Here is a 14,378-nt window from a genome sequence, read left to right as displayed (position 1 = left end):
CAGGGCTGTCCAATGGTTCCGGCTGTCAGCCGTCACACTTCGCTTGCCGCCACCGCCAGGTCGGCAAGACGCAAAGCGGCGTCGCGATCGGCGGCAACGGCGATGAAGCGGGCATTGTGGCAGAAGCGCGCCCCGGGAACGCCCGATGCAGCCTCGAAGGCACCATCGGTCAGGCCGGCCCAGGCTGCCGGCAGGTCAGCGCGCAAGGCGAACCCGTCCGCGTCGCGGCGGATGCCGGTCAGCGCCCAGTCCGTGTCCCGCGGATGGATCACGAACAGCAGATGGTCCGCCCCCGCCGCGGTGATGGCGGAGCGAAACGGCATCCCCATCGGCAGTTCCAGCACCCGGCCGTCGCCCGCGGCGGCAATGGCTGCCATCACGACGGCCTCGGCGCGATACTTTGCGGCCTTGCGGGCCACGGCCGCCTCGACGAAGGCGCGGGCGATCGCGACCGCACCGTCAAAGGCACGGTCGTCGGCGTCGGGGCTGCGGTCATCGAAGACGGGCTTGAGGCTCTCCAGCAGCATCGGCAGGGACAGATCGGCCAGCGGCCCGGTCGGCGACAGCGCGCCGTTGTCGACCAGGTCGATGGGCAGCACCAGGTCGACGTCAATCGCCGCGTGGATCGCCTCGAGATCTGCTTCGGGCACCTGCAGCGCGGCCAGGTAGTCACGCCCGAACTGCCGCCAGATCAGTCCGAAGGAACTGTAGGGCTGGCCGTCGTCGCGCAGCGGAGGAGATTTCTGATGGTGATCGAAGATCATGCGCGCGGCATCGAAATCGCGGCCCACGTCATAGATGATCCGCCCTTCCGCAGGCGTGATCCAGTCGGCGTCGCGCGTCCGCATGATCCGCGCCTGCGGGTGCAGCCGGGTCAGAATGACCGTGGACAGGACCTCATCGGCGTGAAAGCCGCCGGAATGGGTGACGAGATGCGTGACTGTCATGGAATATCCCTCAAATGCAGATGACCGCCCGGGGGCGGTCAGCAAAGCTTTGTGTCGATGGCGGATGCGGCCTCAGTGGCTCCAGGGCTCGCGGCGGTCGGTGGCGAAATTCTCGCCATAGCCGCGGGGGCGGATGTTCGTGCCGCGGCGGTGCGGTTCCTGCACCACGAATTCCAGTCCATGATCGCGGGCGTAATCCTCGGCCTGCTTCCGGGTGTCGAAGCGCAGGCGGACCTGGCTTTGGGTATCGCCGCTGCTGGTCCAGCCCATCAGCGGATCGACCTCGCGCGCGTCGGTGGGCGGGAATTCCAGCACCCAGCCCTTGGTCTTGGCGGTACCGGACTGCATCGCGGTGCGGGCGGGCTGATAGATGCGCACGGGCATGGGTGATCCTTCGGATTGACTATCCGCTGTATCGCCAAATCCGGGCGGCGGATCAAGCCCCCTGCCCCGGTCATGCCGACGCAGGTCAGGGCTGCAGGGTATCGGGCAGATTCTGGAACGGAACGCTCAGCTGCGCCGCGCCGGTCTGTTTGTCCAACAGGCAGACCGACAGTTCCGACGAAAGGTCTGGCAGCGTGGCGACGACCAGTGCCAGCGCATGGGTCTCGGTGCCGAATTCGTTCGGGGTCACGGACAGTTCCGCGTCGAGCGCCGCGTCCTGTGCCAGGCGTGTGCATTCCGCCACGGTGCGGTCGCGCAGTTCGGCCCATGCCTCGTCCGTCGAGGATTGCGCGACGGCGGGCCAGAATGCCACCATCGCCACCCAAACCGTATGTTTCATCATCTTGCCACCGGAACAACTGAACATGGCCCACGTTGGCATTCCAACACGCTGTTGTCACATGAGAGAGACGTGATCATGACCCCCTTTCGCCACCCTGTCCTTTCCGCGTCGCTGCTGATGCTGACCCTGGGCGCCTGCGCCGGCAGCCCTTACGACGTTCCCGCACGCCAGTGCGACCTGTCCCAGCACCAGGCCCTGGTCGGACGCAACATCGGAGAGGTCCGCCTGCCGCCCAACCTGCGCAAGCGCGAGGTGCACAACCAGGGCGTCATGACGCGCAACTACAATCCCGCGCGTCTGACCATGTTCCTGGACGCCAAGGGCTGGATCGCCCGGGTGGAATGCAGCTAGCGGCCGCGCTTGGACCGCTTGTTGCCGCCCCGCTGACCGGCCCGTCCGGCGGTTGAACGGCCCGATGACTTGACGGCGGCCTCGGCCGCCTCCTCGATCACCGACTGCCGCGCCATCGGATCGTCCGAGATCGCCAGGTCAACCGCCTCCAGCCGCTTGACCTCGTCGCGCAGGCGCGCGGCCTCCTCGAACTCCAGGTTCTCTGCGGCCTTGCGCATCTGGGTGCGCATCGCGTCCAGATGGGCGGCCAGGTTCGCGCCGATCAGCGGCTTGTCCACCTTCGTGGTCACGCGCGACTGATCGGTGTCGCCCTGCCACAGGCCTGCCAGCACGTCCTCGACATTCTTGCGGACTGTCTGGGGCGTGATGCCGTGCTCCTCGTTATAGGCCATCTGCTTGGCGCGACGCCGTTCGGTTTCGGCCATGGCGCGTTCCATGCTGCCGGTGATCCGGTCGGCATACATGATGACCCGCCCTTCGGAATTTCGCGCTGCCCGGCCGATGGTCTGGATCAGCGACGTCTCGGACCGCAGGAAGCCTTCTTTGTCGGCGTCCAGAATGGCCACCAGCCCGCATTCGGGAATGTCCAACCCCTCGCGCAGCAGGTTGATGCCCACCAGCACGTCGAACGCGCCCAAGCGCAGGTCGCGCAGGATCTCGATCCGCTCGATCGTGTCGATGTCGCTGTGCATGTAGCGGATCTTGATGCCCTGCTCGTGCAGGTATTCGGTCAGATCCTCGGCCATGCGCTTGGTCAGCGTGGTGACCAGCGTGCGGTAACCTGCGGCGGTCACGCGGCGCACCTCGTCCAGCAGGTCGTCGACCTGCATCTCGACCGGGCGGATCTCGATGTTGGGGTCCAGAAGGCCCGTCGGACGGATGATCTGCTCGGTAAAGACACCGCCGGTCTGGTCCATCTCCCACTGCGCGGGGGTGGCAGACACGAACACGGACTGGGGCCGCATCGCGTCCCATTCCTCGAACTTCAGCGGGCGGTTGTCCATGCAGGACGGCAGGCGGAACCCGTGTTCCGCCAAGGTGAACTTGCGCCGGAAGTCGCCCCGGTACATGCCGCCGATCTGCGGGACCGACACGTGGCTTTCGTCGGCAAAGACGATCGCGTTGTCCGGGATGAACTCGAACAGCGTGGGGGGCGGCTCTCCGGGCGCGCGCCCGGTCAGATAGCGGCTGTAGTTCTCGATGCCGTTGCAGACGCCGGTCGCCTCCAGCATCTCGATGTCAAAGGCGGTGCGCTGCTCAAGGCGTTGCGCCTCCAACAGCTTGCCCTCCTCGGTCAGCTGCTTCAGGCGCATGGCCAGTTCCTGCTTGATGCCCTTGATCGCCTGCTGCAGCGTCGGGCGCGGCGTCACATAGTGGCTGCTGGCATAGATGCGGATCTGCTTGAAGCTGTCGGTCTTGACCCCGGTCAGCGGATCGAACTCGGTGATCGCCTCCAGCTCGTTGCCGAAGAAGTCGAACCGCCAGGCGCGGTCCTCAAGGTGGGCGGGCCAAACCTCGACCAGATCGCCGCGCACGCGAAAGCTGCCGCGCTGAAAGCTGGTGTCCAGCCGCTTGTACTGCTGCGCGACCAATTGGCCCAGGAACTCGCGCTGGTCATAGCTTTCGCCCACGACCATGTCCTGTGTCATCGCCGAATAGGTCTCGACCGAACCGATGCCATAGATGCAACTGACCGAGGCCACGATGATCACGTCATCGCGTTCCAGCAATGCCCGGGTGGCGCTGTGGCGCATCCGGTCGATGGCCTCGTTGATCTGCGATTCCTTCTCGATATAGGTATCGCTGCGGGCCACATAGGCCTCGGGCTGATAGTAGTCATAGTAGCTGACGAAGTACTCGACCGCGTTGTCGGGGAAGAACCCCTTGAATTCGCCGTAAAGCTGGGCGGCCAGCGTCTTGTTGGGCGCCAAGATGATCGCGGGACGCTGCGTCTCCTCGATGATCTTGGCCATGGTGAAGGTCTTGCCCGTCCCCGTGGCCCCCAGAAGCACCTGGTCGCGCTCTCCGGCGCCGACGCCCGCCACCAGTTCGGCGATGGCCGTGGGCTGGTCGCCCGCCGGTTCGAATTCGCTTTTCAATGCGAAGCGTTTCCCGCCCTCCAGCTTGGGGCGGGTCACTTCGGGAACGCGCATCACGGGCGCGTTGGTGTTGTTGTGACCCATGAGGTTCCTGATCCGTTCGGAGTTGCCCTCAAGATGTGATGGCAGCCGCCCGGTTTCAACCGCGTTTCAGACGCCCCGGCTGAAGTTCCGCCCAGCCTTCGCCGCCCGACAGCTCATCCGCCAGGATTTCGGCCGTGACCGGGCCCAGGGTAAAGCCCTGGTGACCGTGACCGAAATGCGCCCACAGGTTCGGCTGGTCCGGCACGCGGCCCACCACGGGCAGCATGTCGGGCATGCAGGGGCGCCGTCCGGTCCAGGGTTCGGCCTCGACCGCCGCCCCGATGTCGAACAGCTCGCGCGCGGCCTTCTCGCCATGCTTCAGCTGCGGCGGCGACAGGCGCGGATGGGGCGTCAGCTCGGCCGCGGTGGCGATGCGCAAACCGCGGCGCATGGGCGACAACACGACTGAATTGCCGAAATCGGCGATCGGGTGATGGGGCGGCAGCTCCATGTGATAATGCTTATGATAGCCGCGCTTGAACACCATCGGCACCTTGAGGCCAAAGCGCTGCGTCAGCATCGGCGACCAGGGCCCAAGTGCGATGACGGCATGCTCCGCCTCGACCTCGTCGGCGCGCCAGCCCGCGCCATGGCGGTGCAGATCGCCCGCATCGCCGTTCACGACGCGCCCGCCCCGCTTCTGGAACAGCGCCGCATAGCTGGCGACCAGGCCGCCCGGATCGGCGCAGTTCCAGCTGTCGGACCAATGGGTCGCGCCCTCGACCTCGATGCGGATCGCGGGCTCCATCGCGCGCAGTTCGGCCCCGCTCATCAGCCGCGCCTGCACGCCGAACTCGGTCGCGAAACGCTCGGCAGTCTTGCGGGCGACATCCATCTTGGCGGGGGTGCGGTGGATCTCGATATAGCCGTTGCGGCGGATGATGTTGTCGGCGCCCGCCGCCGCGATCAGCGGGCCGTGACGGTCGGTCGACTGGCGGATCAGCTTGCCCCAGGTCACCGATGCCCGCCTGTGCGCGGCAGGCCGCGAATTCCACGCATAGGTCGCGACCGCGCCCAGTTGCGACAGCAGGCCCTGCGGCGTCCATTTCACGTCATAGCCGCGCCCCAGGGCGATCTGGAACAGTGCGCCGGGCGACAGCGGCATGGCATAGGGCTCGACCGCTTCGGTCTGGATCAGGCCGGCATTGCCGTAGCTGGTCTCGCGCCCCGGCACGCCGCGTTCGATGATGGTGACGTCATGCCCGCGCGCCTGCAGCGCCAGACCGGTGCTGACGCCCACCATACCCGCACCCAGAACCAGAACCTCGGCCATTCCCGCCCCCATCGCTGATGATGGGTCAGGGATGCAGACATTCCCGCCATCCGGCAAGATTTATCGGGCATTCTTCGACGCCCCTCGAAATCTTTGCAAGAATCAGGCGAAAAGCTCGCGGCAGAAGATCAATCCTTCGACCAGCGCGTCCACATCTGCCTGCGTGTTGTACATCGCAAAGCTGACACGGGCGCTGGCATTGATTCCCAGATGCTCCATCAGGGGCATGGCGCAATGGCTGCCCGCACGGACCGCGATTCCCTTCTTGTCCAGGATGGTCGAGATGTCATGCGCGTGCGCCCCGTCCATCGTCATGGAGAAGATCGCGCCCTTGCCCGGCGCGTCGCCCTGCACCTGCAGCCAGTTCAGCGCGCGCAGGCGGTCGCGGGCATGATCGCGCAGCGCGCGCTCATGGGCGGCGATGTTCTCCATCCCCAGGGACATCATGTATTCCAGCGCGGCGCCCAGGCCGATCTGGTTGACGATGCCGGGCGTGCCCGCCTCGAACCGCAGGGGCGGGTCGTTATAGGTGACGGCGTCGCGGCTGACGGTGCGGATCATGTCGCCGCCGCCCAGGAAGGGCCGCATCTCGGCCTGTCGGTCGGCGCGGATCCAGATCGCGCCCGAGCCGGAGGGACCGTACAGCTTGTGCCCCGTGATGCAGTAGAAATCGGCGCCAAGCGTCGACAGGTCCACCGGCATGTGGACCGCAGCCTGCGACCCGTCCACGACCATCGGCAGGTCGGTGCCACGGCGGATCGCCGCGATGTCCACGACCGTCCCGGTCACGTTCGACATGTGCGTCAGCGCCAGCATCCGCGTGCGCGGCGTGATCGCGGCCAGCACCTTTTCCGGCGGCAGGCTGCCATCCGCATCGGGTTCGACCCATTTCAGCACCACGCCCTGGCGTTCGCGCAGGAAATGCCAGGGCACGATATTGGCGTGATGCTCCAGCAGCGACAGCACGATCTCGTCGCCGGCCTGCAGGCGCGGCGCGGCCCAGGCATAGCTGACCAGGTTCAGCGCCTCGGTCGAGCCGCTGGTGAAGATCACCTCGTCGACCGCGGGCGCGTTCAGGAACCGTGCGATGATCCCGCGGACGCGTTCGTAATTGTCGGTCGCAAGGTTCGACAGGTAATGCAGGCCGCGATGGACATTGGCGTATTCGCCTTCATAGGCGCGGGTGATGGCGTCGATCACGACGCGCGGCTTTTGCGCGCTGGCGCCGCTGTCCAGATAGACAAGCGGGCGCCCGTTGACCGTCGTCGACAGGATCGGAAAATCGGCGCGGACGGCGTTGACGTCAAAGCTCATTGCGGCATCTCCGGCATGAGGCCAAGCGCGGCCATGAAGAACGACAGGACGAATCCCATGACCAGCAGCGTGCCGAACATGACCAGCAGCACCTTGGGGCCGCTGGTGAACCCGTGGAGCGCCTTGGTGAACTGCACCGTCAGCCACAGGAACAGCGCGACCGCGATGATCCCCAGGATCCCCGCCAGCCCCGGCAGGGCCAGCGACAGCACGATCTGGGCCAATTGCACGACCAGCAGCATCACCTCGATCCAGACGGTCAGCAGCAGGGCATCCTCGAACCGGCCGTGGCCGCCGAACATGCGCCCGACCCCGGCCATCAGACCCGCGCCCAGAACGATCGCGACCAGCTGCATTCCGGCCAGGACCAGCGGCTGCCGGCTGATCGAGAACACGGCCGCCCCCTCGTCCGAGGGCAGCGGGAACAGCAGGGTCGAGCCGTAGGCCAGCAGCCCCGACAGCGACACCGCCAGAACCAGCGCCATCCAGCGCACCTGCATCGGCCAGCGCTGGTCGATCAACCAGCGGGCCGCCCCTTCTGGATCGCGCAGGGTCCGGCGCGCCAGCGCCTTGAAGTCGTCGAAGGTCATTTGCGTCTCGCCAGCGCCATGATCCCGGCGCCCCAGATGAACAGGAATCCCGCACCCGCCACCGTGCGGGTCAGGGTCAGCGCGGGGGACGGGCCGATCAGCCCCGCCACCATCCCGCCCAAAAGCGTCGCGGGCGCCACCGCCATCAACGCCCAGAACAGCGCCAGACGCGCATGGCGCGCCTCCAGCCGCCACGGGGTCAGGCGGCTGAGCAGCGCCGTCAGCCCCGCCATGGCATAGGCCACCAGCGGCATCATGAACATGGTCCCAAGGGCCGCACCCCCGATCCGCGCGTCCAGCGGGATCGACGGGTCCAACTGCGCCGCGCGCGACAGGCCCGGCGCCTGCCCGACCAGCGTGATCAGCATCGCCACCATCAGCACGACCAGCAGCGTGCTGTCGGGCATCGCCGACAGGCCCCGCACCACCCGGCGCGGGGCCCACCAGCTTTCCAGCACGCGCAGCACCATCCCGCCGCGCGGGCCGGTCATCCCTGCGGGCGTTCGGTCAGCCACGCGTCCAGCCGTTCGTTGATCTCGTCGCGCAGGCTCTCGTCGTCGACCTCGGCCAGGGCGTCGGCCAGGAACGACAGCACCAGGAACACGATCGCCCGGTCATAGGGCACCCCGCGAGAGCGCAGGTAGAACAACGCCCCCTCGTCGATCGCCCCCGTCGTGGACCCGTGCGAACACTTGACGTCGTCGGCATAGATCTCAAGCTCGGGCTTGGCAAGGAACTGGCTGGCCTCGTCCAGCAGCAGGGCCTGGCTGATCTGATAACCGTCGGTCTTCTGCGCGCCGTTCTTGACCAGGATCTTGCCCTGGAACACGCCGGTCGCCCCGTTCTTCAGGACCTTCTTGAACACCTGCCGGCTTTCGCCGCGCAGCGCGCCATGGGTCACGAAGACGGTGTCGTCATGGTGGAACGGACCGACATCGCCGTCGCCCAGCACCGCCGCGGCGACATGTGCCACCGCATCGTCGCCGACCATGTCCACGACGGCCTCGTGGCGCATGGTGGTGCCGTTCACGACCAGCGCGAAACTCTTCAGCACCGCACCTTCGCCCACACGGGCGAACAGGTGCGACAGGCCGACCTTGGGGTCGACCGCGCGCTTGGCCGCGATGTGGTGCAGCGTGGCGCCCGGCAGCAGATCGGCCTCGATCATGCCGTTCGACCGCGCGCCGACCATGCCGCTTTCCAGCAGCGTCAGTTCGGCGCCCGATTCGACCCGGATCACGTGATGCCAGACGGCATCCGCGCGGTCCGACCCGCGGCGATGCAGCACATGCACCGGACGCGAGGGCTTGCCTGTCACGCGGATCAGCAGGCCATCGGCCGCCACGGCCGTGTTCAGCGCCGCGAAGGGACGCTTGACCGGGGTCTGACCCGCCAGTTCTAGCGTCCCGTACAGATCAGCCGACCAATGATCGCCCGCCCGGTCGGCCTGTGCCAGGGTGGTGATCTCGATCCCGTCCAGCGACAGGTCGTCGGATGCCGCGGCGTCGAACGCACCGTCGACAAAGACCAGCGTAAGCTTGTCACGCGCGGTGAACAGCGGCGATTCCGGGCCCGTATCGATGGCCAGCGCCTGCGGCTCTGGCGCGTTGAACGGGCGCGGGTCGGTATAGCGCCAGTATTCGTCACGGGGGCCCGGCAGGCCCATGGCACGCAGCCGTGTCAGCGCGTCGGCGCGGGCGGCGGCGGTGAACCCACCCGTGGGCAGCGTGGTCGCGGCCAGCCGCGCATCCAGCGCATTGGCGGGCTTGGGCGCGCCAGTGACCTGCGGGGTCTGGATTTCCTGAACGGCGGATTCGGACATCAGCCGGCCTCCGCCAACAGGTCGCCATAGCCGTTCTCTTCGACTTCCAGCGCCAGTTCGGGGCCGCCCGACTTGATGATCCGGCCGTTGGACATGATGTGCACGACGTCCGGCTGGATGTGGTTCAGCAGGCGCTGATAATGGGTGATGACCAGAAAGCTGCGGCCTTCGCTGCGCAGGGCGTTCACGCCGTCGCTGACAAGGCGCATCGCATCGACGTCCAGACCCGAATCGGTCTCGTCCATGATGCACATGCGGGGCTCCAGCATGGCCATCTGCAGGATCTCGTTGCGCTTCTTCTCGCCCCCCGAAAAGCCGACATTGACGGGGCGCTTCAGCATGTCGGGGCTGATCTGCAGCTCTGCCGCCTTGGCGCGCACGACCTTCAGGAACTCTCCTGCAGTCAGCTCGGCCTCGCCGCGCGCCTTGCGCTGCGCGTTCACGGCGGTGCGCAGGAACGTCATGTTGCCGACGCCCGGAATCTCGACCGGGTACTGGAACGCCAGGAACAGGCCCGCGGCCGCACGCTCCTCGGGTTCCATGTCCAGCAGGCTCTCGCCGTCCAGCGTGGCGCTGCCGTCGGTGACCTCATAGCCGTCGCGGCCCGACAGGACATAGGACAGCGTGGACTTGCCCGACCCGTTCGGGCCCATGATCGCATGGACCTCTCCGGCCGGAACCTCCAGCGTCAGACCCTTCAGGATCTGCTTGTCCTCGTCCTCAAGTTTGACGTGCAGGTTGTTGATTTTCAGCATATTTCCCTCAAACGGCAAAGGCGCCACCGGGGCGCCGCATCTATGGTGGCCGGGCAGCAATGCCCGGCCGGATCGATCAGCCCACCGAGCCTTCCAGCGAGATCGCGACCAGCGCCTGCGCCTCCATGGCGAATTCCATGGGCAGTGCCTGCAGGACCTCGCGGCAGAACCCGTTGACGACCAGCGCCACGGCCTCTTCCTCGTCCATCCCGCGCGACCGGCAATAGAACAGCTGGTCGTCGTCGACCTTGCTGGTCGTCGCCTCGTGCTCCACGCGGCTGCTGCTGTTCTTGACCTCGATATAGGGCACGGTATGCGCCCCGCACTTGTCGCCGATCAGCAGGCTGTCGCACTGGGTATAGTTGCGGCTGTTCGTGGCGCGCGGGTGCATGGTAACCAGCCCGCGATAGGTGTTCTGCGCCTGCCCTGCTGAAATCCCCTTGGACACGATCCGCGAGCGGGTGTTCTTGCCCAGGTGGATCATCTTGGTGCCGGTATCGGCCTGCTGCCAGTTGTTGGCGATGGCGATCGAATAGAACTCGCCCTGGCTCTCGTTGCCGCGCAGGATGCAGGACGGGTACTTCCAGGTGATCGCCGATCCGGTCTCGACCTGCGTCCACATCACCTTGGCCCGGTCGCCGCGGCAGTCGGCGCGCTTGGTGACGAAGTTGTAGATGCCGCCCTTGCCGTCCTCGTCGCCGGGGAACCAGTTCTGGACGGTCGAGTACTTGATCTCGGCATCCTCGAGGATGACCAACTCAACGACTGCGGCATGCAGCTGGTTGGTGTCGCGCTTGGGTGCCGTGCAGCCTTCCAGATAGCTGACATGGGCGCCCTTGTCGGCGATGATCAGGGTCCGTTCGAACTGGCCGGTGTTCTCCGCATTGATGCGGAAATAGGTCGACAGCTCCATCGGGCACTTCACGCCGGGCGGGATATAGACGAAGCTGCCATCCGAGAACACGGCGCTGTTCAGCGTCGCGAAATAGTTGTCAGACTGCGGTACGACCGATCCCAGGTACTTGCGCACCAGTTCGGGATGCTCGCGGATCGCCTCGCTGATCGAACAGAAGATCACCCCGGCCTTGGCCAGCTCGTCCTTGAAGGTCGTGCCCAGGCTGACGCTGTCGAAGACGGCGTCCACGGCCACGCGGCGACCCTCGGCGGGCGCATCCTCGGCGCCCTCGACGCCCGCCAGGATCATCTGCTCGCGCAGCGGGATGCCCAGCTTGTCATAGGTCGCCAGCAGCTTGGGGTCCACGTCGTCCAGCGACTTGGGCTTCTCCTCCATGCTCTTGGGACGCGCATAGTAATACTGGTCCTGATAGTCGATCTCGGGATAGTTCAGCATCGCCCATTTCGGCTCTGCCATGGTGACCCAGCGGCGATAGGCTTCCAGCCGCCATTCGGTCATCCATTCCGGTTCCTGGTTCTTGGCCGAGATCAGACGGACGATATCCTCGTTCACGCCCTTGGGCGCATAGTCCATCTCGATCTCGGTGTTCCAGCCGTATTTGTAGCTGCCCATGTTCTGGACAGTCTCGACCGTTTCCCGGTCTACGCCTTCGCGCACGTCAAGATCGGTGATGTCCGTCATCCTTCAGTCCTTTTCCTCAAATGGCCGCGGTCGGTCCATTCCTGTCGCGCCAGCGTGAATACGCCTTTTCCCAGGCATCCGCAAATCGGTTGATCTGATCGTCCCCAACAGCGGGGCTTATCGAGATCCGGATCGCCGATTGCGCAAGCTGATCATCGAACCCCATCGCCTGCAGGGCACCGCTGGCCCGGACCTTGCCCGACGAACAGGCCGAGCCGGCCGAGATCGCGAACCCTGCCAGATCCATCTGCATGACCTGGGTTTCGCCCTTCCACCCCGATGTAAGAAGGCATGTCGTGTTCGGCAAGCGCTGCACGGCCTTTCCGACGATCACCGCGCCGGGCGCGATGTCGCAGATCCGCGCCTCCAGCGCGTCGCGCCGCTCGCGGACTGCGTCCCACAGCCCGGCGTCCAGATCACGCTGTGCGGCCGTGGCGGCGGCGGCAAAGGCCAGGATGCCGATCAGGTTCTCGGTCCCCGCACGGCGCCCCTGCTCCTGCCCGCCGCCCTTGATCAGCGGAGGCAGGTCGGTGCCTTTCTTCAGGATCAGCGCACCGATTCCCTTTGGCCCGCCCAGCTTGTGCGCGCTGACGAAGCCTGCCGTCACGCCAAGCCAGTTGAACGCCATGGGCACCTTACCGAAGGCCTGCGTAAGGTCGCTGGAATGCAGCCCCTGCGGCAGGTTCTGCATCACGCCGGTCTCGTTGTTGGCCAGCTGCATACTGGTTCGTGCGGGGTCGGTCACGGTGACGATGCCGTCGCCGTCGACCGCAAGGTCCGCCTCGCACCAGACCTTGACGGCGCTGTGTTCCACGGGGGCGCAATGGATCCCGCCCTGTCCCAGGACCATTGCCGCGGCCTCGGTCGCACCGGCGGTGAAGACCACGTCGGCCCCGTCTGCGCCCAGGGCCACGGCCACCTGCTCTCGGGCGCGTTCCAGCGCCATCTTGGCGGCCCGCCCCTCGGTATGGACCGATGACGGGTTGCCAGAGATTTCCAGCGCCTCGGTGATGGCGGCCTTGACCTCGGGGCGCAGCGGCGTGGTGGCGTTCCAGTCCAGATAGGTTCTCATGCCAAGGCCTCCGCGATCCGCGCGGCCAACCGGGCGGCCACGGCATGCTTGTCCATCCGCGGCCAGTCCTCGGCCCCGGCTTCGGTGATCAGCGTGACGGTGTTGTGGCTGCCGCCCATGATGCCCGTGGCGGGGCTGACATCGTTCGCCACGATCCAGTCGCAGCCCTTGCGCAGCCGCTTCGCGGTCGCATGGGCGGTCACGTCCTGCGTTTCCGCCGCAAACCCCACGACCAGGCGCGGACGGCGCGCATCGCGGCTGATCCAAGCCAGGATGTCCGGGTTTTCGGCCATCTGCAGCGTCGGCATGTCGCCGGTCTTCTTGATCTTCTGGTCGCTGCCGTTCAGCACGCGCCAATCGGCCACCGCCGCCGCCATTACCGCCGCATCGGCGGGCAGCGCGGCCGCGACCGCATCCCGCATCTGCTGCGCGGTTTCCACCGCGATCACGTCGACGCCCTGCGGCGCCGGCACGGATGCGGGGCCGGTCACGAAGCTGACCCGCGCGCCCAGATCGCGCAGCGCCGCGGCGATCGCCGCCCCCTGCGCCCCGCTGGAGCGGTTGGCGATATAGCGCACCGGGTCGATCGGCTCATGCGTGGGGCCGGACGTCACGATCACATGCCGTCCCGTCAGCGGCCCGTCGGTCAGGGCCGCACGGATCGCGGCCACGATCGCCTCGGGTTCGGCCATGCGGCCCGCGCCGTATTCGCCACAGGCCATGTCGCCGTCGTCCGGGCCGACGAAAAGCACGCCGTCGCCCCGCAGCGTGGCCAGGTTGCGCTGTGTCGCGGGGTGGTGCCACATCCGCACGTTCATCGCCGGTGCGATCAGGACGCGCTTGTCCGTCGCCAGCACCAGGGTGGATGCCAGATCATTCGCCGATCCCTGGGCCATCTTGGCCATCAGATCGGCCGTAGCCGGGGCCACGACGACCAGATCGGCCTGCCGCGACAGCTGGATATGGCCGATCTCGGCCTCGGCACCCTGATCCCAAAGCGTGTCGTGCACCGGCTCTCCGGCCAGCACGGACAGGGTCATGGGCGTTGTGAACTGCGCGCCCGCAGCTGTCAGCACCGGCGTCACCGACGCGCCCGCCGCGCGCAGCAGCCGGATCAGCGCCGGCGCCTTGAAGGCCGCGATCCCGCCGCCCACGATCAGCAATATCCGCCTGCCCTGCATGCGCCACCCCCATCGGTCCTGCGCCCCAGATAGCGACGCGGCGCCGCTGCCGCAAGGAAAGCGCGCCCGTTAACGCTTCCTTAAGCCCGCTGCCGTTAACCATTCCGGGACAACCGAGGGGTAACATGGTCGCCATCGCCTATTCCGTGGCCTTCGAAGGCATCGAGGCCCGCCTGGTCGAGGTGCAATGCGCCGTGGCGGCAGGCCTGCCCGGCTTCTCCATCGTGGGTCTGCCCGACAAGGCCGTCAGCGAGGCCAAGGAACGCGTCCGTGCGGCCTTTGGCGCGCTGGCCATCGCGCTGCCGAACAAGCGGCTGACCGTGAACCTGTCGCCTGCCGATCTGCCCAAGGAGGGGTCGCATTTCGACCTGCCCATCGCGCTGGCGGTGCTGGCCGCGCTGGACATCGTGCCCCGGGAGGAACTGGCCCGCTGCGTGGCCCTGGGCGAGTTGGCGCTGGACGGGCGGCTGGTCGCGGTCGCGGGCGCGCTGCCCGCCGCCGTCGCG

15 protein-coding genes are annotated in these 14,378 nt (G+C 66.9%); 2 read left to right on the top strand and 13 right to left on the bottom strand.

Annotated features, from left to right (window positions below):
- Positions 1-32 precede the first annotated feature (32 nt).
- The 3 genes from FHD68_RS02300 to FHD68_RS02290 all read right to left on the bottom strand — a co-directional run bounded on the left by FHD68_RS02300 (position 33) and on the right by FHD68_RS02290 (position 1,731).
- A complete protein-coding gene (locus FHD68_RS02300) occupies positions 33-947 on the bottom strand; it encodes an MYG1 family protein (RefSeq protein WP_127898144.1) in 915 nt (304 codons plus the stop codon).
- 72 nt (positions 948-1,019) lie between these two features.
- Positions 1,020-1,331: an ETC complex I subunit gene (locus tag FHD68_RS02295; protein WP_127898143.1), complete on the bottom strand. Its 312-nt coding sequence runs from the start codon at positions 1,329-1,331 to the stop codon at positions 1,020-1,022.
- Between the two features lie 85 nt (positions 1,332-1,416).
- Complete coding sequence (locus FHD68_RS02290) at positions 1,417-1,731, bottom strand: hypothetical protein (protein WP_139085108.1); 315 nt, start codon at positions 1,729-1,731, stop codon at positions 1,417-1,419.
- Positions 1,732-1,803: 72 nt separating this feature from the next.
- Here FHD68_RS02290 and FHD68_RS02285 point away from each other — a divergent pair, with 72 nt between their 5' ends.
- Complete coding sequence (locus FHD68_RS02285) at positions 1,804-2,085, top strand: I78 family peptidase inhibitor (protein ID WP_139085106.1); 282 nt, start codon at positions 1,804-1,806, stop codon at positions 2,083-2,085.
- On the opposite strand, the gene uvrB is transcribed toward FHD68_RS02285, so the two are convergent.
- From uvrB to coaBC, 10 genes are all read right to left on the bottom strand, one after another.
- On the bottom strand, positions 2,082-4,268 hold the full coding sequence (uvrB, locus tag FHD68_RS02280) for an excinuclease ABC subunit UvrB (RefSeq protein WP_127898140.1): 2,187 nt from the start codon (positions 4,266-4,268) through the stop codon (positions 2,082-2,084). The two genes, FHD68_RS02285 and uvrB, sit on opposite strands and share 4 nt — an antisense overlap.
- Before the next feature lie 55 nt (positions 4,269-4,323).
- Complete coding sequence (locus FHD68_RS02275; protein ID WP_139085102.1) at positions 4,324-5,541, bottom strand: NAD(P)/FAD-dependent oxidoreductase; 1,218 nt, start codon at positions 5,539-5,541, stop codon at positions 4,324-4,326.
- A gap of 102 nt (positions 5,542-5,643) precedes the next feature.
- Positions 5,644-6,855 carry a cysteine desulfurase gene (locus FHD68_RS02270; protein ID WP_139085099.1) on the bottom strand — a complete coding sequence of 404 codons (1,212 nt, stop codon included), beginning with the start codon at positions 6,853-6,855 and terminating at the stop codon, positions 5,644-5,646.
- Positions 6,852-7,445 (bottom strand): Yip1 family protein, encoded by a 594-nt coding sequence (locus FHD68_RS02265; protein WP_046000959.1) that lies wholly within the window; start codon positions 7,443-7,445, stop codon positions 6,852-6,854. Before FHD68_RS02265 ends, FHD68_RS02270 begins: the two co-directional genes overlap by 4 nt.
- Positions 7,442-7,936 (bottom strand): hypothetical protein, encoded by a 495-nt coding sequence (locus FHD68_RS02260; RefSeq protein ID WP_052715289.1) that lies wholly within the window; start codon positions 7,934-7,936, stop codon positions 7,442-7,444. Before FHD68_RS02260 ends, FHD68_RS02265 begins: the two co-directional genes overlap by 4 nt.
- Complete coding sequence (locus FHD68_RS02255; protein ID WP_139085097.1) at positions 7,933-9,267, bottom strand: SufB/SufD family protein; 1,335 nt, start codon at positions 9,265-9,267, stop codon at positions 7,933-7,935. The genes FHD68_RS02260 and FHD68_RS02255 overlap by 4 nt, the downstream gene beginning before the upstream one ends.
- Positions 9,267-10,022, bottom strand: a complete 756-nt coding sequence (sufC, locus tag FHD68_RS02250; protein WP_045982236.1) for a Fe-S cluster assembly ATPase SufC — start codon at positions 10,020-10,022, stop codon at positions 9,267-9,269. Before sufC ends, FHD68_RS02255 begins: the two co-directional genes overlap by 1 nt.
- A 76-nt stretch (positions 10,023-10,098) precedes the next feature.
- A complete protein-coding gene (gene sufB / locus FHD68_RS02245) occupies positions 10,099-11,619 on the bottom strand; it encodes a Fe-S cluster assembly protein SufB (RefSeq protein ID WP_045982235.1) in 1,521 nt (506 codons plus the stop codon).
- 16 nt (positions 11,620-11,635) lie between these two features.
- Positions 11,636-12,691 carry a cysteine desulfurase family protein gene (locus FHD68_RS02240; protein WP_127898136.1) on the bottom strand — a complete coding sequence of 352 codons (1,056 nt, stop codon included), beginning with the start codon at positions 12,689-12,691 and terminating at the stop codon, positions 11,636-11,638.
- Entirely contained in the window at positions 12,688-13,872 is a 1,185-nt protein-coding gene (gene coaBC, locus FHD68_RS02235; protein WP_127898135.1) for a bifunctional phosphopantothenoylcysteine decarboxylase/phosphopantothenate--cysteine ligase CoaBC, read from the bottom strand. The genes FHD68_RS02240 and coaBC overlap by 4 nt, the downstream gene beginning before the upstream one ends.
- Before the next feature lie 125 nt (positions 13,873-13,997).
- Between coaBC and FHD68_RS02230 the strand changes: the two genes are divergently transcribed.
- Positions 13,998-14,378, top strand: a 381-nt coding sequence (locus tag FHD68_RS02230) for a magnesium chelatase domain-containing protein (protein ID WP_139085094.1), incomplete at its 3' end; no start/stop codon positions are given.

The sequence above is a fragment of the Paracoccus marcusii genome, from assembly GCF_006151785.1.
GTDB lineage: Bacteria > Pseudomonadota > Alphaproteobacteria > Rhodobacterales > Rhodobacteraceae > Paracoccus > Paracoccus marcusii.
The sequence above is the reverse complement of the archived record's forward strand: the minus strand, read 5'-3'. Positions and strand labels throughout refer to the sequence as shown.

Coding starts and splice junctions, on each gene's coding strand:
- FHD68_RS02265 (WP_046000959.1), bottom strand. CDS start 7,445: ATGACCTTCGACGACTTCAAGGCGCTGGCGCGCCGGACCCTGCGCGAT.
- coaBC (WP_127898135.1), bottom strand. CDS start 13,872: ATGCAGGGCAGGCGGATATTGCTGATCGTGGGCGGCGGGATCGCGGCC.
- uvrB (WP_127898140.1), bottom strand. CDS start 4,268: ATGGGTCACAACAACACCAACGCGCCCGTGATGCGCGTTCCCGAAGTG.
- FHD68_RS02270 (WP_139085099.1), bottom strand. CDS start 6,855: ATGAGCTTTGACGTCAACGCCGTCCGCGCCGATTTTCCGATCCTGTCG.
- FHD68_RS02240 (WP_127898136.1), bottom strand. CDS start 12,691: ATGAGAACCTATCTGGACTGGAACGCCACCACGCCGCTGCGCCCCGAG.
- FHD68_RS02300 (WP_127898144.1), bottom strand. CDS start 947: ATGACAGTCACGCATCTCGTCACCCATTCCGGCGGCTTTCACGCCGAT.
- sufB (WP_045982235.1), bottom strand. CDS start 11,619: ATGACGGACATCACCGATCTTGACGTGCGCGAAGGCGTAGACCGGGAA.
- sufC (WP_045982236.1), bottom strand. CDS start 10,022: ATGCTGAAAATCAACAACCTGCACGTCAAACTTGAGGACGAGGACAAG.
- FHD68_RS02275 (WP_139085102.1), bottom strand. CDS start 5,541: ATGGCCGAGGTTCTGGTTCTGGGTGCGGGTATGGTGGGCGTCAGCACC.
- FHD68_RS02295 (WP_127898143.1), bottom strand. CDS start 1,331: ATGCCCGTGCGCATCTATCAGCCCGCCCGCACCGCGATGCAGTCCGGT.
- FHD68_RS02290 (WP_139085108.1), bottom strand. CDS start 1,731: ATGAAACATACGGTTTGGGTGGCGATGGTGGCATTCTGGCCCGCCGTC.
- FHD68_RS02260 (WP_052715289.1), bottom strand. CDS start 7,936: ATGACCGGCCCGCGCGGCGGGATGGTGCTGCGCGTGCTGGAAAGCTGG.
- FHD68_RS02255 (WP_139085097.1), bottom strand. CDS start 9,267: ATGTCCGAATCCGCCGTTCAGGAAATCCAGACCCCGCAGGTCACTGGC.